We start from the raw sequence: 24,825 nt of genomic DNA on the forward strand, positions 1-24,825 counted from the left end.
GGTGATGTTGCGCAGGATGTGACGGACCGTGATCCGCAGCACGCCGAAGCCCTGCACCGCGAGCGCGTCCACATACGGGCTGACCCGCTGCTGCCGCGCCGCCGCCCGCACGATCCGCGCCAGGAACGGAATGTAGGCGATGGAGAGGGCGACCACGGCCGGGGTGAGGCCGGGGCCGAACAGCGCCACGGTCAGCACCGCGAGCAGCAGCCCGGGCAGGGCGTAGACCAGGTCGAAGACCCGGGCGACCACCCCGTCGACCCAGCCGCCGTACCAACTGGCCAGCAGCGCCAGCGGGATGCCGATCAACAGGGAGACCCCGACGACGAGCGCGGGGCCCAGCAGGGAGGTCCGCGCGCCGTAGATCAGGCGGGAGAACAGGTCGCGGCCGATGCCGTCGGCGCCCAGCAGGTGGGCGCCGGACGGGCCGGCATAGGCGTCCAGCAGGCTGGACTGGTTCGGGTCGGCGGGCGCGACCAGCGGCGCGAGGACCGCGGCAAGCAGCACGACGACCAGGAAGGCCAGCGACAGCATCCCGGAGCGGCCGAGCGCCTTGTTCAGCCGCCTCCACAGGGACGGCTTCGAGGGTGACTTCGGGGGGTTCACGACGTGCTCCCTGCCTCGCGCAGCCGCGGGTCGACCACGGCCTGGATCAGATCGCTGGCCGCGTTGCAGACGACGAACGCGGCGACCAGCATCAGGGCCACGGCCTGGACGACGGGGAAGTCCTTCTGCGCGACCGACTGGATGGTCAGCTGCCCGATCCCGGGCACCGCGAAGGCGGACTCGACGACGAGGGTCGAGGCGAAGGTCCCGGCCGTCAGCAGGCCGACGGCGGTGATGATCGGCGGCATGGCGTTGCGCAGCACGTGGCTGCGGAGCACCGTGCGCCGGGGCAGGCCGCGCACCAGCGCGGTCTGCACGTGCTCGCGCTCCAGCTGGTCGCGGACCGCGTTGCGGGTGACCCGGGCGAGGAAGCCGCAGGAGAGGATCGCCAGCGCGACGGCCGGCAGCACCAGTCCGTCGACCTTCCCGCCGAAGCCCTGGCCGAGGCCCGAGGCCGGGAACCAGCCCAGCTGGACGGCGAAGACCGAGATCAGCAGCGCCGAGGCGACGAACGAGGGGATGGTGACGGTCACCGAGGTGAGCGCGTTGACGAGGCCGTCGACCCGGCCGGGCAGCAGAGCGGCGACCAGGCCCATGGTCAGGCCGAAGAGCACCACCATGATCATGCTCATCAGCACCAGCAGCAGGGTGGTGGAGAGCCCGGAGCCGACGCGGTCGGCGACGGGCTGGCCGGTGACCATGGAGGTGCCGAAGTCGCCGTGGAGCACGCCGGTCAGCCAGTCCCAGTAGCGGACGGGCAGCGGCTGGTCGAGGTGGAGCCGGTGCCGCACGGCCGCGCGGGCGGCGGCCGTGGGCGTGCGGGATCCGAAGATGACGTTCTCGGGGCTGCCGGGGGCCAGGTAGAGGCTCCCGAAGATGACGATGCTGGACAGGAAGAGCGTCGTCAGCAGGCCGCCGAGCCGGTGCAGGAGCAGACGACCCATCAGGGCGCCCCCACCGCGGTGATCCAGGAGTTGTCCATGTAGGAGAAGGTCAGCGGCGCGCCGGTGACGTCCTTGCTCTGGAAGAGCAGCGCGCGGGGCGCGATGATCGGGATCCAGGGCAGGTCCTTGTTCAGGATCGCCTGGGCCTTGAGCACGTCCTCGGCGCGCGCCTGCGGGTCGTTGGTGCCCTGGGCGGCGTCGAGGGCGGCCTGAACCTCGGGGTTGGCGTAGCCGTTGAAGTTCTGCACGCCCGACTTGGTCCCGTAGCTCGCGTACATGGTGGCCGCTTCCGGGAACTCCATGTAGTTGATGGTCAGGAAGCCGTCGTAGGAGGCGCGCGCCTTCGGGTCGGTGAAGAGGCTGCCGTACTGCTGGTCCGGCAGGCCCACGATCTTGATGTTGAGACCGATCTGCTGGCCGGTCTGCTGGATCACCTGGGCCAGCTGGGCCTGCTGCGGAACGCCGGCCGTGTAGGCGATGGTGACCAGCTTCCCGGCCGATCCGGCCTGCTGCACCAGCTTGGACGCGCCCGCCACGTCGGCGCCCTTGGCGGCGAGCTGGTCGTAGGCGGCCTTGTAGGTGGCGGCCGCCGGACCGCCCTGCCAGAAGCCCGGTCCGGCCACCGCGTAGAGCGGGTCGGCGGCGCCGCCGGCCAGGGTCTTGGCGATACCGACGCGGTCGAGCGCCATGCTCAGCGCCTGCCGGGTCCGGGCGTCGCCCAGGCCCCCGGAGAAGTTGGAGACGATCAGGTCGATGTTCTGCGTGGTCGAGCCCGTGGCGCCGATGTAGAGCTTGCCCGCGGTGCTCTTGCTGAGCTGCGGGATCACCGAGGCGCCCAGGTTGAACGCGCCCTGCATCGAGCCGGAGGAGAGGGCGTTGGCGAGGGCGGAGGGGTCGGCGAGGAACTTGAAGGTGACGTTCTCGGCCTTGCCCGCGTGGCTCGGGTCCCAGTAGGTCGGGTTCTTCTTCAGCACCATCTGGTTGGTGCCGTCGAAGGAGGCGATCGTGTAGGGCCCGGTACACATGACGCCGACGTTGGCGTTGCCGAAGTTCTGCCCGGCCTTCACCGCGAAGGCCTTCTCGACGATCGCGGAGCCCAGGATGCCGAGCTGGCGGTCGAAGATGTAGTCGGGCTTGGTCAACGTGAAGGTGACCTCGTGCGGACCGGTGGCCTTGGCGCTGCCCAGGTCGTTGAAGGAGTCGGCGTAGTTGCTGGCCTCGTTGGGGTCGAGGTTGCGCATGATGCTGTAGACCACGTCGTCCGTGGTCACCGGCTTGCCGTCGGCGAAGGTGGCGCGCGGGTCCAGCTGCACCACGACGTGCTTCGAGTCCGGCTGCGTCCAGGACTTGGCGATGCCGGGCTGGAGCGAGTAGTCGGCCCCGACCCGGATCAGCGGCTCGCAGACGTTGCCGAGGATGGTCTCCTCGGGGTAGTCGGCGGTCTTCAGCGGGTCCTCGGAGTAGGGGGCGCGGTAGTCGCCGGACCAGGTCAGGTTGGTCAGCGGCTTGGTGCCGGGCGCGGTGGTGACCTGGGCGGTGGAGAAGTTGCTCTTGGCGTCGGGCGTCTTGGCGGCGCCGCCGGAGCTGCAGGCGGTGGCCAGCAGGGCGACGGACGTCCCGGCCAGGGCGGCACGGAGCATTCTGTTGCGCATCGGGGTTCTCCTTCTCACGGTTCGGCAGCTCACAGCTCGGTGGCGGCGTGGACGAGCTCGCCCTGGACGTAGGTGCGCAGCACGCGGGTCTCGGCGATGGCCTGGCTGGGCCCGTCGAACGGGTTACGGTCCAGGACGACCAGGTCGGCGAGCTTGCCGGTCTGGATCGAGCCGGTGAGGTGGTCGAGGTGGTTCACCCGCGCGGTCCCGGCGGTGTAGGCGGCGAGCGCCGAGCCGAGGTCGAGGCGCTCCTCGGGGCCCAGCACGCGGTTCGGGTCCTCCTCGCCGGTGCGGTTGACGGCCACGTGGACGCCGGCCATCACGTCGGGGGTGGAGACGGACCAGTCGCTGCCGGCGGCGAGGGGCACGCCGGCACGCAGCAACGAGCCGAAGGGGTACTGCCAACCGGCCCGGCGCTCGCCGAGGAACGGGATGGTCAGCTCGTCCATCTGCGGCTCGTGGCAGGCCCACAGCGGCTGGATGTTGGCGATGGCGCCGAGCTCGCGGAAGCGGGCGATGTCGTCGGGGTGGACGACCTGGAGGTGGGCCAGGTGGTGCCGGTTGCCGCGGTCGCCGTTGCGGCGCAGCGCCTCCTCGATCGCGTCGAGGGCGTTGCGGACGGCGCGGTCACCGAGGGCGTGGAAGTGCACCTGGAAGCCGGCCGCGTCGAGTTCGGCGACGTACCCGGGCAGCTTCTCGGGGTCGACGAAGTCCAGGCCGGTGGTGTTGGTCTGGCAGCCGCAGCCGTCGAGGTAGGGCTCCAGCATGGCGGCGGTGTGGTTCTCGGCGACGCCGTCCAGCATGATCTTGACCGTGCCGGCCCGGAACCGCTCGCCGTTGCGCTCGGACTCCTCACGGCGCTCCAGGAAGAACGGGAGCTGCTCGAGACCGCCCTCGCGGTCCCACCACTGGGCGCCGCGCACCCGGGCGGTCAGCGTGCCCTCGCGGTCGGCGCGCAGGTAGGCGCCGTAGACGTCACCGGTGCCGAAGTTCGGGCCGACGCCGGCGTCCTGCCAGCCGGTGATGCCGTAGGAGTGCAGGTAGGCCTGGCCGGCCAGCAGGCCCTGGTAGAAGTCCTCGTCGGTCGCCGCGGGCATGAAGCGGGTGACGAGCTCGGCGGCGCCCTCCTGGAGCATGCCGTTCGGGGTGCCGTCCGGGTCGCGCTCGATGCGGCCGTCGGCGGGGTCCGGGGTGTCCTTGGTGATCCCGGCTATCTCCAGCGCGCGGCTGTTGGCCCACAGCGCGTGCCCGTCGGCGACGGGCAGGGCGACGGGGCGGTCGCCGACGGAGGCGATCGCGTCCAGCATGGTGCGGTGCGGCATGCCGCCGGGGAAGGCCTGGAAGGACCAGCCGCCGCCGGTGATCCACTCGGCGTCGGGGTGGGCCGCCGCGTAGTCGGAGACCGCGGCGAGGTACTCGTCCTTGGTGGCCAGCTCGTGCAGGTTGCAGCGGGCCAGGGTGGTGCCGGCGAGCACCGGGTGGACGTGGGAGTCCTGGAAGCCGGGCAGCAGCAGCTTGCCCGCGAGGTCGACGACCTCGGTGCCCGGGCCGATGAGCGGCCGGACGTCGTGGTCCTGGCCGACGGCCACGATCCTGCCGTCGCGGACGGCGACGGCACCGGCCCAGGAGCGGGCCGGGTCCACGGTGTAGACGGGTCCGCCGAGGAAAACCAGGTCGGCGGGGTGGAGATCAGGGTGCACGGGCGCTCCAAGACAGGGGGGTGCGCAGGACCGGGGCGGCATCGCTGCCCGACGTGTGGAGAAGGAAACCCCGTGACAACGACCCTGTCAATGCCATTGACAGCGACTCGCCGTTACGATCGGATGAAGCACGCTCGCAAGGGCGGCATACCGAGGCGAACCTGAGGAGTGGCCCGAGTGGAGGCCCGAGTGGCGGAGCAGTCGTCCAAGCGGCGCGTGACGCTGACCCGAGAGTCGATCCTGGAGGCGGCCCTGCGGCTGTGCTCCCCCGAGGGCGGCGGCCAGCTGACCTTCAGCCGCCTGGGCAAGGAGCTGGGCGCCGACCCGACCGCCGTCTACCGGCACTTCCGCGACAAGGACGAGCTCGTCCTCGCCCTCACGGATCTGACGGTCCAGGAGGGCATGGAGCTGTCGCGGCAGGCGCTGCCCGACGGGCCGTCGGACGACTGGCGGGCCTGGCTGACCGTCACCGCGCAGTCGGTGCGCGCCTCCTACCTCGCCCGCCCCGCGCTCGCCGTGCTGGCCGCCGCCCGCACCACCGCGAGCCCGGCCGAGACGCACAGCGTCGAGCAGCTCATCACCGTCCTGCACCGGGCCGGTCTCCCGGTGATCGAGGCCGCCGAGTGCTACCGCGCGCTGCTCGACATGACGCTGGCGATGACGCAGTACACCGCCGCGTTCTCGATCCTGGACCGCTCCGCGCAGGAGAAGGACGAGGCGGCCTGGGCGGTCAAGTACGGCATGCTGCCCGAGGACGAGTTCCCGCTGCTGCACCAGAGCGCACCGCGCCTGACCGAGCTGTTCCGCGACGACGACGGCGTCTTCGCCCTGGTCCTCACGACGTTCCTGGACGGCGTCGCGGCCCGCATCGAGCGCGCACGGAAGGCGTGAGCCGGCGATGACGACCGACGGCCGGGTACTGAAGGGCAACGAGACCCGACGCCTGGTGCTCGGGCAGGCCATGCGGATCGCCTCGGTCGAGGGGCTCGCGGCCCTGTCGATCGGGCGGCTGGCGGGCGAGCTGGAGCTCAGCAAGAGCGGGGTCTTCGCGCTCTTCGGCTCCAAGGAGGAGCTGCAGTTGGCGACGGTCCGCGCGGCCGAACGGGTCTACCACGACCGGGTGATCGCACCCGCACTGGACCGTCCGGAGGGCGCTGCCCGCCTGTGGGCCCTCGCCGAGAACTGGCTGGCCTACTCGCGCACGCGCGTCTTCCCCGGCGGCTGCTTCTTCTACGCGGTCGGTGCGGAGTTCGACGCCCAGCCGGGCCGGGTGCGGGACGCGCTCGCCGAGGGCAGCAACGCCTGGCACGCGCTGATCGCCGGTCAGCTGGCCGCCGCGCGCGCGGCGGACCGACTCGGCGCCGACGAGGAGGTGGAGCAGCTGGCTTTCGAGGTGGTGGCGGTGCTGGAGTACGCCAACGCGATGTCCCTGCTGCACGACGACGCGTCGCCGTACGACCGCGCGCGCACCGCGCTGCGGCGCCTGCTGGGCGCCGACCCGAACGACTGAAGCGGCACCCGCAGGCGCGGATCTCGCGGTCGGCCTAAAACTACACGAACGGTCGTGCTAGTTTTGTGGGCATGATGCTCGCACCCCTGCACTCCAGGGCGCTGGCCCTGATGACGCCCCTGGTCTCCTCCGTCCGCCCGGAGGACCTCACCCGCCGCACGCCTTGCGCCGCGTGGGACGTGCACCGCCTGCTCTCCCATGTGATCGGCCAGCAGGACGGCTTCGCCGAGTCCGCGTACGGGCGCGGCGACGTGCCCGGCGTCTTCGACGACCGCCCGCTGCCGCCCGGCACCGACCTGTCGGCCGCGTTCCTGCACTCCGCCAAGGGCCTGACGGAGGCGTTCACCGAGGCCGAGGCCACCGGACGCACGCTCGCGATCCCGGAGATCCTGCCCGGTCACGGCTTTCCCGCCGCGCAGGCGATCGGCTTCCACCTGCTGGACACCGTCGTCCACGCCTGGGACCTGGCCGCCGCCCTCGGACAGCCCTTCGACTGCCCGGAGGAGCTGCTGCCGACTGTCGTGCAGGTCGCGGAGTTCGTGCCCACCGACCCCGCGTACCGCGGGCCGGGACGGGCCTTCGCGCCGGTCCTGCCGGGTGCTCCCGAGGGCGGCCTCGACCGCGCCCTGCGGCTGCTCGGTCGCGATCCGGACTGGCACGCCTGAGAGCGCCCCGCCCTGGAAAGCACAAGATCGGCGGCTCTACCGGTTCCCACCTCGGGTGGGCTATCCCTGAAGGGGGAGTCCCCCGAAACCCCGACACACGAGGAGCCCCGGCTGTGGACGGCTGGTCCGTGGACGACAACTGCATCAACTGCGACGTGGCCCGACAGTTGGCACCCGGGCTGATCGACGAGGTGGACGGCCGGTCCCGGATCGTGCGGCAACCGGTCGGCCCGGCGGAGGAGCAGCGCCTCCAGGAGGCCGCGTTCGCCTGCCAGACCCGCTCGATCCGGCCGGGCTCCGGCCGCCTGGACGCCACCCTCGATCCCTATCCGCTGGCCCTGGACGACGGCGTCCTGCTCTGCGGCCACAACTCCCGACTGACGGCCGGGGCCAACTCCTACCTGCTGCGGCGGCCCGCCGGTTCGCTCATGATGATCGACACCCCGCGCTGGAGCGCCGGGCTCGCCCGGCGCTACGCGGCCCTCGGCCCGGTCACCGACGTGCTGCTCACCCACCGCGACCACGCCCGGCACGGGCGCGCGTACGCCGACCGCTTCGGCGCCCGGCTCTGGATCCACGAGGGCGACCTCGACGCCGCTCCCGACGCGGACCAGGTGATCCGCGGCGTCGAACCGGTGGAGATCGGCGAGGGTGTCACCGCCCATCCACTGCCCGGTCACACCCGCGGCAGCGTCCTCTTCCTCGCGGACGACCGGTACTGCTTCACCGGCGACAGCGTCTACTGGTCCCGCACGACCGGCGACCTGGAGGTCCACGAGAACGTGACCTGGTACTCCGTCGAGGAGTTGGCCGCCTCGCTGGCCCGGAGCGCCGGACGGCTGCGCTTCGAGTGGGTCCTGCCCGGCCACGGCGACCGCCGCCGGCTGCCTGCCGAGGAGATGGCCACCCGCCTGAACGCGCTGACCGCCCGCACCCAGCTGCTCCGACCCCGCGCGGTCGACTTCGCCGCGACCCGCTGGTAGCCCGGGCCCTGCCCTAGGCCGCGGCAACGAGGCGTTCCAGCACCACGGCCACCCCGTCGCTCATGTGATCCAACGTCATCTCGTCCGCCACCGCCGCGAGATCGGGGTGTGCATTGGCCATCGCGACGCCGTGGCCGGCCCAGGCGAACATCGGGATGTCGTTGGGCATGTCGCCGAAGGCGATCGCCCGTGCCGGGTCGGCGTCGAGGCGTTCCGCGGCCAGCTCCAGGCCGACGGCTTTCGACAGGCCCGGTGGCAGGACCTCGACGCAGGTCGGCCCGGCCACCACGGCGTCGACCAGGCCGTCTGCGAACTCTCGTACCGCCGCCGCGAGTTCGTCGTCTCCAAGGACGCCGTGCTGCACCATCACCCGGCCGATCGGCCGGGACCAGAGGGCCTGCGCGTCCCGTACGCGGGAGGTCGCGTCGGCTCCGGCACCCGGGGTGGCGAAGCCGGGGCCGAAGAGCACCTCGCCCTCCAGCCCGTCCTGGACGACGGCGAGGGCCAACGGACCGACCTCCGCCTCCACCCGCGCCAGCGCCGCCGAGGCGTCGCGGCGGTCCAACGGGACACTGGTCAGCAGCCGGTCGGCGGCCGCGTCGTAGACCTGACCCCCCTGGCCGCAGACCGCCAGGCCCGTGTAGCCCAGCGAATCCAGCACGCCCTTGGCCCAGTTGGCGGGACGCCCGGTCACCACGACGTGCCGCATGCCGGCCTGCTCCGCATCCCTCAGGGCTGCCCGACTGCGGGCGGAGACGGTGTGGTCGCGGCGCAGCAGGGTGCCGTCGAGATCGGTGGCGATGAGGTCGAACGGCACGGGCACGGGGACACCTTTCTGGACAAGTCTCCTTTCATTCCTACCCGAGGTCACCCGATCCGACAAATACCCATCAAGTGACCAATACCGACTGAATCCAGGACCTAAGTCCCCCAGGTCCGCGCCGGTCCTCGTGAAGGGTGAAGTCGAGCCCGGGAAGGGGCCACGGCAGGTCAAGGGAGACCACAGCATGAACCATCGGACAACGGCCGAAAGGGTCCTGGCCGGGGTCGGCGGCGAGCAGAACGTCGCCTCCCTCGCCCACTGCGCGACCCGGTTGCGCTTCAAGGTCAAGGACGCCACGGCAGTCGACAAATCGTCACTGGAGGCGACGCCCGGCGTCGTCGCGGTCGTCGAGGCCGGCGGACAGCTCCAGGTGGTGATCGGCAACGAGGTTCCCCGCGTCTTCGCGGAGATCGGCGCGATCGCCACGCTCGGGGACGCCGCCGACGGCAACGCCCCGAAGGGCAGCCTGCTGGCCCGGACCATCGACATGATCTCCGGCATCTTCCTGCCGCTGCTGTGGCCCATGGCCGGCGCGGGCATGCTCAAGGCCCTGCTCGCCCTGGTCGTCAAGGTGGGCTGGCTGTCGGCCGCCTCCAACGAGTCCCTCGTCCTCAACGCCGCGGGCGACGCGCTCTTCTACTTCCTGCCGGTGCTGCTGGCGGCCACCGCCGCCAAGCGCTTCGGCGCCAACCAGTACGTCTCCATGGCGATCGCGGGGTCGCTGCTCTACCCGGCGATCGTGCAGTTGCACGACAAGGGCGAGGCGGTGCACTTCCTCGGCCTGCCGATGGTCCTGATCTCCTACGCCTCCTCGGTGCTGCCGATCCTCCTCGCGGTCTGGGTGCAGAGCCAGGTCGAGCGCTTCTTCGGCAGGGTGCTGCACTCCAGCGTCCGCAGCTTCCTCACCCCGATGCTGACGCTGGCCGTGGTCGTGCCGGTCACGCTGCTGTCGATCGGCCCGCTCGCGGACTACGCGGGCAAGGGCGTCTCCTCCGGCGTCACCTGGGTGTTCGGGCTGAGCCCGTTCGTCGGTGGCGCGCTGCTGGGCGGGTTCTGGCAGGTGCTGGTGATGTTCGGTCTGCACTGGGGCGTGGTCCCGGTGATGATCAACGACCTCTCCACGCAGGGCCACTCGGTCCTGTCCGGGCCACTGGTCCCGGCCGTGCTGGCGCAGGTCGGCGCAGGCGCGGCGGTATTCCTGCGCACCCGCAACCGGGGCCTCAAGGGCCTGGCCGGCACCGGTGCCGTCTCCGGGTTCCTCGCCGGGGTCACCGAGCCACTGGTCTACGGCGTCACGCTGCGGCTGAAGAAGCCGTTCATCTACGCCTGCGTGGCCGCCGCGGTCGGCGGCGGCATCGCCTGCTCGGGCGGCTCGGCCGCCAACACCTTCGCCCTGGCCAGCGCGCTGACGCTGCCCGCCTACCTGAGCGTCGGCAACTTCACGCTCCAACTGATCGGCTGCGCCGTCGCACTGGGCCTCGGCTTCGCACTGACGATGGTGCTGGGCTTCAAGGACATCCCGGAGGAGGCGAGCGAGGCGGAGGAGACCCCCACGACGGCCGGTTCCGGCCCGGTGGAGGTCACCGCTCCCGTCGCCGGAGCGGTGCTGCCGCTGGACCAGGTACCCGACCCGATGTTCTCCGCCGGCCTGCTCGGCGACGGGGCCGCCATCACCCCGAGCAGCGGCGAGGTCCACGCGCCCGTCGAGGGCACGCTCGTCAGCGCCATGCCGCACGCCTACGGCATCCGGACCCACGACGGCGTCGAGGTTCTGGTCCACGTCGGCATCGACACCGTGCAGTTGCACGGCGAGCACTTCACCCAGGCGGTCCAGCAGGGCGCCGAGGTCGAACAAGGCCAGCTGCTGGGCGAGTTCGACATCGACGCGATCCTGGCCGCCGGCTACGACCCGGTGACCATGGTCGTCGTCACGGCCGCCCCCGACGAGCTCGGCCCGGTCACCCCCACCGACAGCACCGAACTGCGCAGCGGCGAAGCGCTGCTCACCCTCGCCTGAACACTCCCACGGGCCAGATCACTCCCAAAGGCCAGATCACTCCCGCGGACCAGATCACCGCCACGGAAAGGACGAACCACCATGCAGCACCGACAGCTCGCCCCCTTCTCCCCCGACTTCCTGTGGGGTGCCTCCACCTCCGCCTACCAGGTCGAGGGAGCCTGGGACGCGGACGGCAAGGGCCGCTCCGTGCAGGACGCCCGGACCAACTTCCCCGAGGGCACCACCGACTACAGGGTCGCCGCCGACCACTACCACCGGTTCGCCGAGGACGTGGAGCTCTTCGCCGAGCTCGGCCTGACCGCCTACCGCTTCTCCGTCGCCTGGACCCGCATCGTCCCGGACGGCGACGGCGAGGTGAACCGGGAGGGGGTCGCCTTCTACCACCGCCTGATCGACGCGCTGCTGGAGCGCGGCATCGAGCCGGTCCTGACGATGTACCACTTCGACCTGCCGCAGGCCCTGCACGAGAAGGGCGGCTGGGGATCGCGGGCCACCGTCGACGCGTTCACCCGCTACGCCCGGATCCTCTTCGAGGAGTTCGGCTCCAAGGTCCGCTACTGGCTGACCATCAACGAGCAGAACATGATGATCCTGCACGGCGCCGCGATCGGCACGGCGGGCGACGCCGCCAACCCGCAGAAGGCGCTGTACCAGCAGAACCACCACATGATGCTGGCCCAGGCGGAGACCATGCGGCTCTGCCACGAACTGGTCCCGGGCGGCAAGATCGGCCCCGCGCCGAACATCTCCGTCGTCTACCCGGCCTCGCCGCGCCCCGAGGACATCCTGGCCGCCGAGGACTTCAACGCCATCCGCAACTGGCTCTACCTCGACATGGCCTGCCGCGGCAGCTACAACCCGACCGCCTGGGCCTGGCTCACCGAGAAGGGCATCGCACCCGAGATCGCCGACAGCGACCTGGAGATCCTGGCCTCCGGTCGCCCCGACTTCCTGGCACTGAACTACTACTCCACCGCCACGGTCGCGGCCCCGCTCGACGGCGGGGGCGTCGGCGCCGTCGACGGCGCCGACCAGCAGCTCGCCGTCGGCGAGGAGGGCGTCTTCCGCTCGGTGCGCAACGAGCACCTGCCGGTCAACGCCTTCGGCTGGGAGATCGACCCGGTGGGCTTCCGCACCACGCTCCGCGTCGTCCACGACCGCTACCGGCTCCCGCTGCTGGTCACCGAGAACGGTCTCGGCGCCTTCGACACCCTGGAGGCGGACGGCAGCGTCCACGACCCGTACCGGATCGAGTACCTGGCCGCCCACATCAGCCAGATGCGCGCGGCGGTCAGCGACGGCGTCGAGATGCTGGGCTACTGCCCGTGGTCCGCGATCGACCTGATCTCCACCCACCAGGGCGTGCGCAAGCGCTACGGCTTCGTCTACGTCGACCGGGACGAGTTCGACCTCAAGGAGCTGAAGCGGTACCGCAAGGACAGCTTCTTCTGGTACCAGCAGCTGATCAAGTCCGACGGCTCCGAGGTGTCCGCCGCCTGATCAGCCACGATCCCCGGGTGGGGTGGTGTCCGCCGGCGCCGCCCCGCCCGGTTCCTGCTGCTGTTCGCGTGTCCCGCGCGTCTCGCGCTCCCAGAGCGGGTGTTCGCGCCTGGCCCAGGGACGGCCCACACGCCCGGTCCGCATCCCGTGCCGCGCCTCCGGGTCCTTCAGCGCCATCCGGATGTGCCCGATCACCAGGATGCCGATGACCAGTGCCAGCCAGTCGTGGACGAAGGTCGCCCCGGTCCGCACGTCCAGCGCGGCCAGGTGCGGGAACCAGAGGATCAGCCCCGTACCGACCATCACCAGCGTGGCACCCGCGATGAAGGCCGCGTAGAGCTTCTGCCCGGCGTTGAACTTCCCCGCCGGTCCCGCCGCGCGGGTGCCGTGCCGCACCGCCCGCCAGGCCCAGCCGCGATCCCCCGGCCGGAACCGGTTCAGCCGCCGCAGGTCCGCGCGGACCGAGCGGAAGCCCAGCCCGACAGCGAGCGGCAGTGGCAGCAACACCCCGCTCCACTCGTGCACGGTCACCAGCAGCCGCCGTCTGCCGACCAGCTCGGCCAGCTGCGGCACGTAGAGGAACGCGGCCGTCAGGATCGCGGCCATCATGAGCGTCGACGTGGTGCGGTGCACCCAGCGCTCGGCGGTGGTGAACCGACGCAGCTCCGCGCTGTCGCCGCCTTCGCTCTTGGGGTCAGCCGGAGGTCGGGGCATCGTTGCGTCCGTTGGAACGTCCCACCCAGGCCTCGACGTCATAGCCGTAGTGCTCCCAGTAGCCGGGCTCGACCTGCGAGGTCACCGTGATGCCGGAGAGCCACTTGGCCGACTTGTAGAAGTACATCGGGGCGACGTACAGCCGCACCGGCCCGCCGTGGGCGGAGGTGACGGGCGCGCCGTTCATCTCGTGCGCGATCAGCACGTCGCTGCGGCGCGCCTCGTCAAGGCTGAGGCTCTCGGAGTAGACCCCGTCGAAGCAGGTGAACTTCACCGCCGTGCCCTGCGCCTGCACACCGGCCATGGACAGCAGGTCGCGCAGCAGCACGCCGGAGAACTCGGTGTTGGGCACCCGCCAGCCGGTGACGCACTGGACGTCCTTGACCAGCCGGGTCTGCTGCATCGCCTTGAGGTCGGCGAGGGTGTAGGTGGCGGGCCGGTCCACGAGCCCGTCGACGGTGAGCCGATAGTCCGTCGCGCTGCGGTGCGGGATGGAGTCGGCGACGTTGTAGAACTGGAAACCGCCGCCACCGGGCAGGAGCTGCGTCAGCCCGGTCGGGTCCTTGGCGCTCACCTCCGCGAGCACGTTGTCCAACCCGTTCTGGATCTTCGCCCCGAATGCGACACCCACCGCACCCAGCCCGAGCACCCCGAGCACCACCCGTCTCCCGACAGGTTTGCCCACGCTGCGTCGACCCCGCTCTTCCATGCCTCCATCCCATCACTGCGGGCCCGCGCTGACCAGGGCAAAGGGGGTGCCGTCACACTTTCATAAGCAATGCAACCTAAGCGGCCCGCCGTCGTCGGGCGATGGACTCCGGGTCCCAGCCCGGGTGCGGAACGGAGTCCAGGAGGAGACGGGTGTAGTCGTGGTCGGGGTTGTCGAGAAGTTCCTCCATCGGCCGGTGCTCCACCGGGCGCCCGCGCAGCAGCACCAGCGCCTCGTCGCAGACGTACCGCACCACCGCGAGGTCGTGGCTGACGAAGACCAGGCCGATCCCGGCCTCCCTGCGGATGTCCGTCAGGACGTTCAGCACCTGTGCCTGCACCGAGACGTCCAGTGCCGAGACGGCCTCGTCGAGGACCAGGACCGCCGGTTCGACCGCCAGCGCACGCGCGATCGCCGCGCGCTGGCGCTGGCCGCCGGAGAGGTGGCGGGGCAGGGCCGCCGCCTCCCGGTCGCCGAGGCCGACCTGGCCGAGGAGCTCGCGGATCCGGGCCGCCCGCGCGACGCGGTCGCCTTGGCCGTGGAGGCGCAGGACGCCGTCGAGGGTGGCGCCGATGGTGAGGCGGGCGTCGAGGGAGAGGTACGGATCCTGGAAGACGATCTGGATCGCCTTGGCCCGGGCCAGCCGCGCCGCGCGGCCGCGCACCTGCGCGCCCAGCGGCTGCCCGAGGACGGTGATGCTCCCGCTGTCCGGGCGTTCCAGCCCGACCAGCATCCGGGCCGTCGTGGTCTTGCCGGAACCCGACTCGCCGACCAGGCCCAGTGCGCCGCCCGGCGGGAGGGTGAACGAGACGCCGTCGACGGCCGTCGTCCCGCCGTAGGTCTTGCGCAGGTCGGTGACCTCCAGCAGCGCGGTCATGAGCGGACCTCCGTAGCAACGACAGGCGGGAGTTCGGCGACGCGGACGCAGGCCGCGCTGCGGTCGGCCGCGCCCGGGACGGGCAGCAGTCGCGGCGGGGACTGGTCGCAGCGGCCGGGCTCGGCGAAGTCGCAGCGTGCGGCGAACGCGCAGCCCGGCGCGGACTCGGCGAGGCTCATCGGCGCGCCCGGCACCGGCCGCAGCCGCTCCAGCGGGCCGGTCAGCGGCGGCGTGGAGCCGAGCAGGCCGCGGGTGTAGGGGTGGCGGGGCGAGCCGAACAGCTCACCGGCCGAAGCCTCCTCGACGATCCGGCCCGCGTACATCACGTAGACGCGGTCGCAGGAGGCCGCCGCCAGCTCGATGTCGTGGGTGATCAGCAGCAGGCCGAGGCCGCGTTCGCGCTGCAGGCCGCCGAGCAGGGCGAGGATCTCGGCCTGGGTGGAGACGTCGAGCGCGGTGGTGGGCTCGTCGCAGAGCAGCAGCCGTGGCTCCCCGGCCAGCGCACCGGCGATCATGACGCGCTGGAGCATGCCGCCGGAGAGCTGGTGCGGGTACTGCCGCAGGTGCCGGGGAGGATCGGGCAGGCCGACGGCGGCCAGCAGCTCCAGCGCCCGCGCCTCGGCCTGCCGCTTGGACCAGCCCTTGGTCAGCCGCAGCGGCTCGGTGAGGAAGTCGCCGATCCGGCGGACGGGGTTGATGCCGGCGCGCGGGTCCTGGAAGACCATCGACGCCACCCCCGTGCGCACCTCGCGCAGGTGCGCCGCGTCCGCACCGACCAGGTCCTTCCCCTCGACGAGGACCCGGCCGGTGACGCGCGCCTTCGCGGGAAGAAGCCCCAGCGCGGAGCGGGCGGTGACGGACTTGCCGGAGCCGGACTCGCCGACCAGGCCGACGACCTCCCCGGCCGCGACGCTCAGGTCGACCGCGTCGAGCACGGGCCGGGCCGAGCCCGGCAGTTCGACGGTCAGACCCTCGACAGAGAGAAGAGTCATTTCGCGTCCCTCCGGGCGAGCTGGTCGCCGAACTGCTCGCCGACGACGTTGAAGGCCACCACCACCAGCACCACGGCCACGGCCGGGACGACCGCCGACAGCGGTTGTCCCTGCAGCACCGCCGCCTCTGCCTGGTTGATCATCGCGCCCCAGTCGGGCGTCGGCGGCTGCACGCCGAGGCCGAGGAACGACAGCGCCGCCAGGTCCAGCAGCGCGTAGCCGAAGTTGACCGTCGACTGCGCCAGCACCGTCGGCCCGAGGTTCGGCAGCAGCCGTCGCACCGCGACATAGACCGGGGCATGGCCCTGGACCAGGTAGGCGGACACGTACGGGCGGTTCTTCTCCTGCGCGGTGAGGCCGCGCACCAGCCGGGCGGTGTAGGGCATGTAGGCGACGGCCATGGCCAGCACCGGCGCCCCGAGCCCCTTGCCGAACAGGGCGACCGCGAGGATCGCCAGCAGCAGTGAGGGGAAGGCGAAGAGGATGTCGAGGACGCGGCCGATCACCGCGTCGACCCAGCCGCCGCGCCATCCGCTGAACAGGCCGACGGCGATCCCGACGACGGTGGAGAAGACCACGACGCCGAGGGGGCCGAGCAGGCTGGTGCGGGCGCCCACCAGCAGCGCGGAGAAGGTGTCGTGGCCGCCCTGGTCGGTGCCGAGCAGGTGGTCGGCACCGGGTCCGGCCATGGTGTTCGCGAAGTCGCCCATGGTCGGGTCCTGCGGGGCCAGCCACGGCGCGAACACCGCGACGACCACGAAGCCGACGAGCAGCACCAGGCAGACCCGGAACAGCCACCCTTGGGCGAGGAAGCCGCCGCGCAGGCGGCCCAGCAGGGGCCGGCGGACGAGAACGGTCGTGCTCATCGAGCTCCTCCCCCGGCCGCGATGCGCGGGTCGATCAGCGGGTGGACCAGGTCCACCAGGGTGTTGACGACGACGAAGACGGCGACGACGAGCAGCACCAGCGCCTGCACGACCTGGAAGTCGAGCTCGTCGACGCACTGGACCAGCAGCGAGCCGATCCCGGACATCCCGAAAGCGGTCTCCACGATCGCGGTGCTGACGAGCATCCCGGAGACCAGCAGCCCGGAGACGGTGACGATCGGGCCGAGCGCGTTGCGGAACACGTGCCGCCGCAGCACGCTGCCGCGCGGCACGCCGCGGCTGAGCGCCACCTCGACGTGCTCGCGGCCCAGTTCGTCCAGCATCGAGGCGCGGGTGACGCGGGTGACCAGCGCCATGAAGGTCACCGACAGCGCGACGGCGGGCATCGCGACGTGGTGCAGCTCGTCGAGAAGGCCGGTGCCGTTGCCGATGGTCGGGAACCAGCCGAGCCGGACCCCGAAGACCGAGCGCAGCAGCACGGCCGCCGCGAACGACGGCACCGCCGCGCCGACGGTGACCAGCAGCAGCACGCCCTTGTCGGTACGGGTGCCGCGCCGCAGCGCGCTGAGCGCTCCGGCGCCGATGCCGACGACGGCGATCAGCAGCGTGGCGACGCCGACGAGCAGCAAGGAGGCGGGCAGCCGGGCCCAGATCACCGCGCCGACGCTCTCGTGGAAGAGGTAGGAGCGGCCGAAGTCGCCGTGCAGGACCGCGTCCAGCCAGTGCCAGTAGCGCACCGGGAACGGCTGGTCGAAGCCGAACTCCTTGCGGATCGCCGCCAGTTCGGCCGGGCTCGGGCTACGGCCCTTGACCAGGAAGGAGACCGGGTCGCCGGGCGCGAGGTAGAGCGAGGAGAACACCAGGAACGAGGTGACCAGGAGGGTCACCGCCATGCCGACGACCTTGCGCAGCACGGCGACCGCGACGCTCATCCCTTCGCCCCGATCTCGGCCGCCCACGGGTAGTACAGGTAGTCGATGGAGGGCGAGACGCCGGTGATCCGCTTGCCGAGGAAGAGGCTGACCGGCTCGGTGTAGAGCGGCAGCCACGGCAGCTGCTCCATGGTGATCTGCTGCGCCTTGGCTGCGGCCTGCGCGTGCGCGGTCGGGTCGTAGGCGCCGACCGCCTGGTTGACGGCGGCGTCGAACTGCGGGTCGGACCAGTTGCCGTAGTTGGCGAACGCGCCGCTCTGCAGGTCGCCGTACATGTCCAGCGGGTCGGTGATGGAGGTGTACCAGAAGGTCAGGAAGAGGTCGATGCCCTTGCGCGCGGCCGGGTCGGTGAACAGGGCGGTGTACTTGTCGGCCGAGACGGTGTCGATCTGCGGCTTCAGCCCGATCGCGGTGGCGGCCTGGGCGACTGCCTGCGTGATGATCGTGGTCTGCGAGTCCAGCGGGCTGGTCGCGATGACCACGGTCTGCCCGTTGACGCCGGCCTTGGCGGCGAGCGCCTTGGCCCTGGCCGGGTCGTAGGGGTACTGCGGCAGGTTCTTCAGCAGCGCGTCGACGCTCGTCCGCGAGCCGCTGCCGTTCCAGTTGTTGCGGGTGACCAGCGAGTCGGCCACGTCGCCGACACCGCCCGCGCCGGCCTTGATGATGCCCTTGCGGTCGATGGCCATCAGCAGCGCCTGCCGCACCTGGGCGTTGCCGAGCACGCCCTTGAGGTTGCCGACGACCTCGTCGGCGACGGTGGTGTTGCGGCCGTAGTAGAGCGTGCCGGCGGAGCTGGTGGAGAGCTGGCTGTAGGAGTCCGGCGGGACCATCCAGCCGCCGTCGACCTCGCCGGTCTGGAAGGCGTTGACGCGGGCGGTGGCGTCGGAGAGGAAGACGAACTTGACCTGTCCGGCCTTGGCCTTGAGCTTCGGGTCCCAGTAGCCGTCGAACCGCTTGAGGATCAGGGACTGGCCGGGCGTCCAGGAGGAGAAGGAGAACGGGCCGGTGCAGTTGACGCCCTTGCCGGGGTTGCCGTAGTCCTTGCCGTCCGCCTTGAGCGTGGCGGCGGACTCGACGGTGCCGGGGCTGGCGGCCAGGTACTTGTTGAACGTCGAGTCGGGGGTGTTGAGCGTGACGGTGACCTGCAGCGGGCCGGTCGCCTCGACGGACTTCACGTTGCGGAACGGGTAGGACCAGTCGCTGCCGACGTTCGGGTCGAGGTTGCGGCGCAGCGAGGCGACCACGTCGGCGGCGGTGAGCACGGTGCCGTCGTGGAAGTGCACGCCGCTGCGGATCGTGTAGACCCAGGTGGTGGGCGTGGGGTTGGCGTAGGCGGTGGCCAGGCCGGGCGAGACGGTGAGGTCCGGGTTCCAGCGCAGCAGGCTCTCGCAGACGTTCGCGAGGACGGTGTTCGGCGGGTAGTCGAAGGAGTAGGCGTAGTCGATCGAGGTCGGCTCGGCGAAGAGCGACCAGGTGAAGGAGGAGAGTTCGCCCTTGCTCGCCGGGGTGGTGTCGCTCAGGTGGTAGGCAGCCGCGTCGGCGCTCGCGCTGCCGCCGCCGTGGGCGGTGCCGCTGCACGAGGTGAGCGCGAGCGCGGTGAGCGGGACGGTCGCGAGGACGAGGGATCTGCGGCGCGTGCGGGGACGGGTCACGGGAGGGCCTCCGGGGAAGAGTGGGGTCAGTGGTCGGCGACGTGCACGGCGACGCCGTCGACGAAGGTCATCCGGACTCGGGTGGCGCCGATCTCCTCGGGCGGTCCGGCGAAGGGGTCGCGGTCGAGCACGACCAGGTCCGCGCACTTGCCGGGCTCGACGGTGCCGGTCTCCTGGTCCAGGTGGTTCACCCAGGCACTGCCGGCGGTGTACGCGGTGAAGGCCTGGGCGAGGGTGAGCGCCTGCTCGGGGTAGAAGGGCCGCCGCGGCCGGCGGTCCGCGGCGGCGTTCGGGGCGTCGGTCGGCACGGCGCGGTTGACCGCGACGTGGATGCCCCAGAGCGGGTTGGGACTGCTGACCGACCAGTCGCTGCCGGCGACCAGGCGGGCACCCGCACGGGCCAGGTCCCCGAACGGGTACTGCAGCGCGGCACGCTCGGGGCCGAGGAACGGGATGGTCAGCTCGTCCATCTGCGGCTCGTGCGCGGCCCACAGCGCCTGGATGTTGGCGGCGGCTCCGAGTTCGGCGAAGCGCTTGTAGTCGCCGGGGTCGACGACCTGGAGGTGGGCGAGGTGGTGGCGGTTGTCGTTCGCGCCGTTCGCCGTGCGGGCGCCCTCGAGCGCGTCCAGCACCTCGCGCACGGCCCGGTCGCCGAGCGCGTGGAAGTGCAGCTGGAAGCCGAGGGAGTCCAGTGCGGCGACGGCGGCGTTCAGCACCTGAGGCGGGACGAAGCTGAGGCCTGCGTTGGCGGTGGCACAGCCGCAGCCGTCGAGGTAGGGCGAGAGCATCGCGGCGGTGTGGTTCTCGGCGATGCCGTCCTGCATGATCTTGACGGTGGTGGCGTTGAACCGGCCGACCTGTCCGTGCAGGCGACGCTCCACGAGGTCGGGGATCTGCTCGGTGCCGCGCTCGCGGTCCCACCACAGGGCCCCGACGACGCGGGCGAGCAACGAGCCGTCGCGGGCGGCGTCGACGTAGACGGCGAAGTTGTCCGGGTTGCCGGGGAACGCGCCGATCATCGCGTCCTGCCAGGCGGTGACCCCGAGCGAGAACAGGTGCTGCTGGGCGACGAGCAGTCCGGCCCGGGCCTCCTCGGCGGTGGCGACCGGGACGAGGTCGCCGACCAGGTCCATGGCGCCCTCCTGGAGCATCCCGATCGGGGTGCCGTCCGCCTCGCGCTCGATCCGGCCGTCGGCCGGGTCGAGGGTGTGCTTACCGACCCCGGCCAGTTGCAGGGCGCGGGAGTTGACCCAGGCGCCGTGGCCGTCGCGGTTGGTCAGCAGCACCGGCCGGTCCGGGACGACGGAGTCGAGCATGGCGCGGGTCGGGATGCCGTCCGGGAACACGTCCATGGACCAGCCGCCACCGCGGATCCACGCGGCGTCGGGGTTGGCCGCGGCGTAGGCGGCGACGATGGCGAGGTAGCCCTCGATGCTGCGCTCCCCCGAGAGGTCGCAGCGCAGCATCTGCACGCCGGCCACGGCCGGGTGGACGTGGGCGTCCTGGAAGCCGGGGGCGAGCAGGCCGCCGGCCAGGTCGACGACCTCGGTGGCCGAGCCGACCAGCGCTCGCAGCTCGGCTTCCGGTGCTACGGCGAGAATCCGCCCGTCCCGGACGGCCACGGCGGCATCGACGGGCGCCGGCCCGGTCGCGGTGAATACCCGACCGCCACGGAACAGCAGCTGAGCAGGGGTTTCTGACGGTGCTTGGGACGCCATCGGCGCTTCCTCCCCGAGTGATGGTGAGGAGGAGTGAAGCGCGGCGCAACACTGTTGTCAACACTGTTGCGCTCGACGGACCCCGCATCGTTACACTGGCCGCACCATGACGAATCCCGCCTCGAAGCCCGCCTCGAAGCCGGCCGTTCCGGCACCGGCCCCCCGCAGCCGGAGCAAGCGCTCGGGCAGCCAGCTCACGCCCGAAGCGATCGTTCAGGCCAGCCTGCGCATCGCCGCGCGCGGCAGTTCGGACGCGTTCACCGTCCGCCGCCTCGGCGAGGAGCTCGGCGCCGATCCCACCGCCGTCTACCGGCACTTCCGCGACAAGGACGAACTGCTGCTGGAGGTCGCCGACCGCACCCTCGGCGAGGTTCTGGACAGCATCCGGCCGGGCCTGGGCTGGCAGGACCGCATCCGCGCCCTGGCCGACGGCTCGCTCGCGGTCGCCCTCAAGTACCCGGCCGTCGCCTCCGCCATGGCCAGCCGCACCACCCGCCGCGCCAACGAGTTCCGCGTGGTCGAGCTGATCCTCGGCGCCGTGACCGAGGCAGGCCTGCGCGGTGCGGAGGCCGCGGTGCACTACCGCATGGTCGGCGACTCGCTGCTCGCCCTGGTCGGCCAGCGCGCCGCCTACCTGCTCTTCTCCGCGGAGGCGCGGGCGGCGGACGAGTCGGCCTGGAGCCGGGAGTACCGACTCGTCGACCCGCAGGCGTTCCCGCAGATCACGGCGGTCGCCGAGGAGCTGGCCGGGGTCACCCAGGACGCGGTCTACCAGGCCCGGGTCGAGGCGCTGATCACCGCGATCGAGACCAGCGTGGCGCAACACCGTTGACAACACTGTTGCGCCAGCGCTTCACTCCCGGTCAACATCGTTCGATCGATCCCCCAGAGAGGGGTTCTTCGTCATGGACCGGGAACCTGCCAGATCGAGCTCCACCCGTACCGGACTGCCCACCTCGCTCGGCCTCGCCTTCTCGCTGGAGGGCGAGGCCCGTCGGCGCGGCATGCCTGTCGCCGAGGTCGCCGGCGAGCGCGCCGAGCGCGCCGAGCGCGCCGAGCGTGAACTGAGTCGTCGTCACCTGCTGATGGCAGCAGGCGCAGCCACCGCCGTCGGTCTGGCCGGGGCCGCCCTCGCCGGCGCGAGCCGGGCAGCGGCGGCCACGAATCCGGCCACGGCCCCGCGCGTCGTCATCGTCGGCGCCGGCCTCGCCGGACTGCGCTGCGCACACCAGCTCTGGACCGGCGCGACGCCGGTCGCCTCGACCGTCTACGAGGCCGACACCACCCATGTCGGCGGCCGTTGCTGGACCCTGCGGGGCTTCTTCGCCAACGGGATGGTCAGCGAGCACGGGGGTTCGTTCATCAGCTCCACCGACAGCTCCGTGCTGGCCCTCGCCAAATCGCTCGGCCTGAAGACCGAGTACGCCAACGGCGGCTCCCTCGGCTCGGGCACCTACGCGGGCTGGATCAACGGCGCCCGCTACGACGGCCCGCAGCAGCAGAGCGACTGGGTCGCCGAGGCGTACAACGCCTTCGCCGCCTCCTACGCCGCGATGGGCACCCCGCGCTGGAACAGCTGCACGGCCACCGCCAAGCAGCTCGACCAGCTCTCCTGCCTCGACTACCTCACCCGGATCGGCCTGCCCTCGGGCTCGGCCCTCAGCCAGCTGATCCAGTCGGTCCAACTCCAGGCAGGCGGCGAGCCCGCGGCGGCATCCGCCGTCGGCATGATCGGCTTCCTGGGGAACTCCTCGACCTTCGACGGCGGCCCGGGCTTCGACGAGAAGTACCACCTCATCGGCGGCAACGACCAGTTGGTCAGCGGCATGGTCTCGGCGCTCCCCGCGGGAACCGTGCGGCAGGGGTACCAACTGGTGGCCGTGGTGCAGAACTCCGACGGAAGCTACACCTGCACCTTCCAGTGCGGCGGCACGCCCGTCTCCGTGCAGGCCGACCACCTGGTGCTGGCCCTGCCGTTCAGCACGCTGCGCGACGTGGACCTCACCCGCTCCGGCCTCAGCGCGCTGAAGCTGCAGGCCATCGCGGAACAGGGCATGGGCCAGAACGCGAAGCTGGTCACCCAGCTGACCACGAAGACCTGGCCGTCACTCGGTTACAACGGCGTCAGCAACACCGCGCCGACCGGCTACCAGACCGCGTGGGACGGCTCCGTCCAGCTCGGCGCGAAGGGTTCCCCCGCGCTCCTCGTCAACTTCCCCGGCGGCGACGCCGCTCGCACGGGCCTGACCGGAGCGGCCCACGGCCCCGCCCCGACGGCGGACGTGAACGCGTTCCTGTCCCAGATCGAGCAGGTCTTCCCCGGCACGACGGCGGCGTACAACGGGCTCGCCTACGAGGACCACTGGTCCCTGGACCCGTGGCACAAGGGCGCGTACCACTACTACGAGGTGGGCCAGTACACCTCGTTCGCCGGCTACGAGGCGGTCCAGGAGGGCCGCGTCCACTTCGCCGGCGAGCACACCGACGTCGACAACGCGACGCTCGACGCCGCGGTGGCGTCGGGGGAACGGGCGGCGGCGGAGATCGCGAGTCAGATCTAGACGCAGGGAAGTTGCCCTGTCCAGGGGCGCGGGGAACCGCGCGACAAGCCACTGGCGTGCGGATGGTCCTGAACGCGCAGGGCCACCGCACGCCGGTGGTTTCTGCGCAGTTCCCCGCGCCCCTTGAGGAGTTGCAACTACAGCTCGACCGGCAGGGCTTGCGGCCCGTGCATGATGCCGCCCACCGTCCACGCCAGGTCCGTGTACTCCCCCAACAACCGCAGGCTCGGCAAGCGGCGCAGCAGCGTCCCGAGTGCGATCTGGCCCTCCAGGCGCGCGAGGGGCGCGCCGACGCAGTAGTGGATGCCGTGGCCGAAGGAGAGGTGGCGGCCGTCCGTGCGGGTGACGTCGAGGTCGGCGGCGTTCGTCGCGAGCGACGGGTCCCGGCCGACCGCCGCGAGGGAGACGGCGAGGGCGCTGCCCTTGGGGATCAGCACCCCGCCCAACTCCACGTCGCACGCGGCGAACCGGAGCGGCGTCTGATCGACCGGAGCGTCGAAGCGGAGGAACTCCTCCACCGCGCCGGGCAGCAGCTCCGGCCGCTCGCGCAGCAGCTCGGCCTGCTCGGGGTGGTCCAGGAGCGCGGCCATCGCGTTGCCGAGAAGGTTGACCGTCGTCTCGTGGCCTGCGACCAGGAGGATGACGGCCGTGCCGAGCAACTCCTCCTCGCTCAACGCCTCCTCGTCCTCGCGGTTGACGCGGATCAGCGCGGCCAGCAGGTCCTTGCCGGGGTCGGCCGCGGCCTGCTTCGCCGCGATCAGCGCGATGAAGTACGCGTTCAGCGCGAGCATGCCCTGCTGCTGCTCGACCGAGGGCGTCGCCGAGCCGCCGGAGACGGCCGCCAGGGTCCAGGCACGGAAGTCCGCCTGCGCGTCCAGGGGGACGCCCAGCAGTTCACAGATGACCATGACCGGCAGCGGCCCGGTGAAGTCCTCGACGAGGTCGATCGCCTCGCCTGCGGCGGCCTTCGCGTCGATGGCGTCGACCAGCTCGTCCGCGATCTGCTGGATCCGCGGGCGCAGCTCCTCGACGCGGCGCGGGGTGAAGGCCCGGGCGACGGGGCCGCGCAGGCGGGCATGGTCCGGCGGATCGGCCATCAGCATGTTGGATCCCAGCCCCTGGCCCCTGCCCTGGTAGTTGAGGACGCCCGCGGCGTCCAGCCCGGCGCGGCCGATCTCCGGGTCCTTGAGCAGATCGGGGTGGGTGAGCGCGACGCGGGCCAGCTCGTGGTCGAGGACCAGGTAGAGGTCGAGCCCGCTCGGCTGCCGCACCCGCTGAACCGGGCCCCGGTCGCGCAGCCCGACGTAGCGGGCGTGTGCCTCGGCCTTGAACGACGGGTCGTTGATGAGCGGATCCAGCTCCTCGTTCGTGGTCATGCTG

General features: G+C 71.7%; 22 protein-coding genes. 8 read left to right on the forward strand and 14 right to left on the reverse strand.

Annotated elements, in window-relative coordinates:
- The 4 genes from BMY61_RS33265 to BMY61_RS33280 all read right to left on the reverse strand — a co-directional run.
- Positions 1-606, reverse strand: a 606-nt coding sequence (locus BMY61_RS33265) for an ABC transporter permease (protein WP_075004170.1), incomplete at its 3' end; no start/stop codon positions are given.
- The gene (locus tag BMY61_RS33270) at positions 603-1,550 is read right to left on the reverse strand and encodes an ABC transporter permease (RefSeq protein ID WP_042452577.1); all 948 of its coding nucleotides are present in this window, start codon (positions 1,548-1,550) and stop codon (positions 603-605) included. The genes BMY61_RS33270 and BMY61_RS33265, both read right to left, overlap by 4 nt.
- On the reverse strand, positions 1,550-3,202 hold the full coding sequence (locus tag BMY61_RS33275; RefSeq protein ID WP_143094660.1) for an ABC transporter substrate-binding protein: 1,653 nt from the start codon (positions 3,200-3,202) through the stop codon (positions 1,550-1,552). The genes BMY61_RS33270 and BMY61_RS33275 overlap by 1 nt, the downstream gene beginning before the upstream one ends.
- Positions 3,203-3,231: 29 nt before the next feature.
- Positions 3,232-4,944, reverse strand: coding sequence for an amidohydrolase (locus BMY61_RS33280; RefSeq protein ID WP_042452573.1), 1,713 nt, complete (start codon positions 4,942-4,944; stop codon positions 3,232-3,234).
- Positions 4,945-5,079: 135 nt separating this feature from the next.
- Here BMY61_RS33280 and BMY61_RS33285 point away from each other — a divergent pair, with 135 nt between their 5' ends.
- The 4 genes from BMY61_RS33285 (at position 5,080) to BMY61_RS33300 (ending at position 8,060) form a co-directional block, all read left to right on the forward strand.
- Positions 5,080-5,793, forward strand: a complete 714-nt coding sequence (locus BMY61_RS33285; RefSeq protein WP_042452571.1) for a TetR/AcrR family transcriptional regulator — start codon at positions 5,080-5,082, stop codon at positions 5,791-5,793.
- A 7-nt stretch (positions 5,794-5,800) separates the two neighbouring features.
- Positions 5,801-6,412 (forward strand): TetR/AcrR family transcriptional regulator, encoded by a 612-nt coding sequence (locus tag BMY61_RS33290; protein ID WP_042452568.1) that lies wholly within the window; start codon positions 5,801-5,803, stop codon positions 6,410-6,412.
- Between the two features lie 71 nt (positions 6,413-6,483).
- The gene (locus BMY61_RS33295) at positions 6,484-7,077 is read left to right on the forward strand and encodes a TIGR03086 family metal-binding protein (protein ID WP_042452649.1); all 594 of its coding nucleotides are present in this window, start codon (positions 6,484-6,486) and stop codon (positions 7,075-7,077) included.
- A gap of 113 nt (positions 7,078-7,190) precedes the next feature.
- Positions 7,191-8,060: an MBL fold metallo-hydrolase gene (locus BMY61_RS33300; RefSeq protein ID WP_042452566.1), complete on the forward strand. Its 870-nt coding sequence runs from the start codon at positions 7,191-7,193 to the stop codon at positions 8,058-8,060.
- A 13-nt stretch (positions 8,061-8,073) separates the two neighbouring features.
- Here BMY61_RS33300 and BMY61_RS33305 read toward each other — a convergent pair whose 3' ends face one another.
- Positions 8,074-8,883, reverse strand: coding sequence for an HAD family hydrolase (locus tag BMY61_RS33305; RefSeq protein ID WP_042452564.1), 810 nt, complete (start codon positions 8,881-8,883; stop codon positions 8,074-8,076).
- 184 nt (positions 8,884-9,067) lie between these two features.
- On the opposite strand from BMY61_RS33305, the gene BMY61_RS33310 reads away from it, so the two are divergent.
- Both BMY61_RS33310 and BMY61_RS33315 read left to right on the forward strand, forming a co-directional pair.
- A complete protein-coding gene (locus BMY61_RS33310; RefSeq protein ID WP_042452562.1) occupies positions 9,068-10,900 on the forward strand; it encodes a beta-glucoside-specific PTS transporter subunit IIABC in 1,833 nt (610 codons plus the stop codon).
- A gap of 81 nt (positions 10,901-10,981) precedes the next feature.
- Positions 10,982-12,403: a glycoside hydrolase family 1 protein gene (locus tag BMY61_RS33315; RefSeq protein ID WP_042452559.1), complete on the forward strand. Its 1,422-nt coding sequence runs from the start codon at positions 10,982-10,984 to the stop codon at positions 12,401-12,403.
- Here BMY61_RS33315 and BMY61_RS33320 read toward each other — a convergent pair whose 3' ends face one another.
- From BMY61_RS33320 to BMY61_RS33355, 8 genes are all read right to left on the reverse strand, one after another.
- Positions 12,404-13,117: a cytochrome b/b6 domain-containing protein gene (locus BMY61_RS33320; RefSeq protein WP_063773315.1), complete on the reverse strand. Its 714-nt coding sequence runs from the start codon at positions 13,115-13,117 to the stop codon at positions 12,404-12,406.
- On the reverse strand, positions 13,098-13,826 hold the full coding sequence (locus BMY61_RS33325; protein WP_042452557.1) for a molybdopterin-dependent oxidoreductase: 729 nt from the start codon (positions 13,824-13,826) through the stop codon (positions 13,098-13,100). The genes BMY61_RS33320 and BMY61_RS33325 overlap by 20 nt, the downstream gene beginning before the upstream one ends.
- 76 nt (positions 13,827-13,902) lie before the next feature.
- Positions 13,903-14,703 carry an ABC transporter ATP-binding protein gene (locus BMY61_RS33330; protein WP_042452553.1) on the reverse strand — a complete coding sequence of 267 codons (801 nt, stop codon included), beginning with the start codon at positions 14,701-14,703 and terminating at the stop codon, positions 13,903-13,905.
- Positions 14,700-15,695, reverse strand: a complete 996-nt coding sequence (locus BMY61_RS33335; RefSeq protein ID WP_042452551.1) for an ABC transporter ATP-binding protein — start codon at positions 15,693-15,695, stop codon at positions 14,700-14,702. The genes BMY61_RS33330 and BMY61_RS33335 overlap by 4 nt, the downstream gene beginning before the upstream one ends.
- Positions 15,692-16,561: an ABC transporter permease gene (locus BMY61_RS33340; protein ID WP_042452548.1), complete on the reverse strand. Its 870-nt coding sequence runs from the start codon at positions 16,559-16,561 to the stop codon at positions 15,692-15,694. The genes BMY61_RS33335 and BMY61_RS33340 overlap by 4 nt, the downstream gene beginning before the upstream one ends.
- Positions 16,558-17,514, reverse strand: a complete 957-nt coding sequence (locus BMY61_RS33345; RefSeq protein ID WP_082015276.1) for an ABC transporter permease — start codon at positions 17,512-17,514, stop codon at positions 16,558-16,560. Before BMY61_RS33345 ends, BMY61_RS33340 begins: the two co-directional genes overlap by 4 nt.
- Positions 17,511-19,166, reverse strand: a complete 1,656-nt coding sequence (locus tag BMY61_RS33350) for an ABC transporter substrate-binding protein (protein ID WP_042452543.1) — start codon at positions 19,164-19,166, stop codon at positions 17,511-17,513. The genes BMY61_RS33345 and BMY61_RS33350 overlap by 4 nt, the downstream gene beginning before the upstream one ends.
- Positions 19,167-19,192: 26 nt before the next feature.
- Positions 19,193-20,884, reverse strand: coding sequence for an amidohydrolase (locus BMY61_RS33355; protein WP_052439013.1), 1,692 nt, complete (start codon positions 20,882-20,884; stop codon positions 19,193-19,195).
- A gap of 106 nt (positions 20,885-20,990) precedes the next feature.
- On the opposite strand from BMY61_RS33355, the gene BMY61_RS33360 reads away from it, so the two are divergent.
- Both BMY61_RS33360 and BMY61_RS33365 read left to right on the forward strand, forming a co-directional pair.
- Positions 20,991-21,716: a TetR/AcrR family transcriptional regulator gene (locus BMY61_RS33360; RefSeq protein WP_052439012.1), complete on the forward strand. Its 726-nt coding sequence runs from the start codon at positions 20,991-20,993 to the stop codon at positions 21,714-21,716.
- 73 nt (positions 21,717-21,789) lie between these two features.
- Positions 21,790-23,445 (forward strand): flavin monoamine oxidase family protein, encoded by a 1,656-nt coding sequence (locus tag BMY61_RS33365; RefSeq protein WP_042452539.1) that lies wholly within the window; start codon positions 21,790-21,792, stop codon positions 23,443-23,445.
- A gap of 137 nt (positions 23,446-23,582) precedes the next feature.
- Here BMY61_RS33365 and BMY61_RS33370 read toward each other — a convergent pair whose 3' ends face one another.
- Positions 23,583-24,821 carry a cytochrome P450 family protein gene (locus BMY61_RS33370; protein WP_042452538.1) on the reverse strand — a complete coding sequence of 413 codons (1,239 nt, stop codon included), beginning with the start codon at positions 24,819-24,821 and terminating at the stop codon, positions 23,583-23,585.
- Positions 24,822-24,825: the final 4 nt, after the last annotated feature.

The organism is Streptacidiphilus jiangxiensis (assembly GCF_900109465.1).
Classification (GTDB): domain Bacteria; phylum Actinomycetota; class Actinomycetes; order Streptomycetales; family Streptomycetaceae; genus Streptacidiphilus; species Streptacidiphilus jiangxiensis.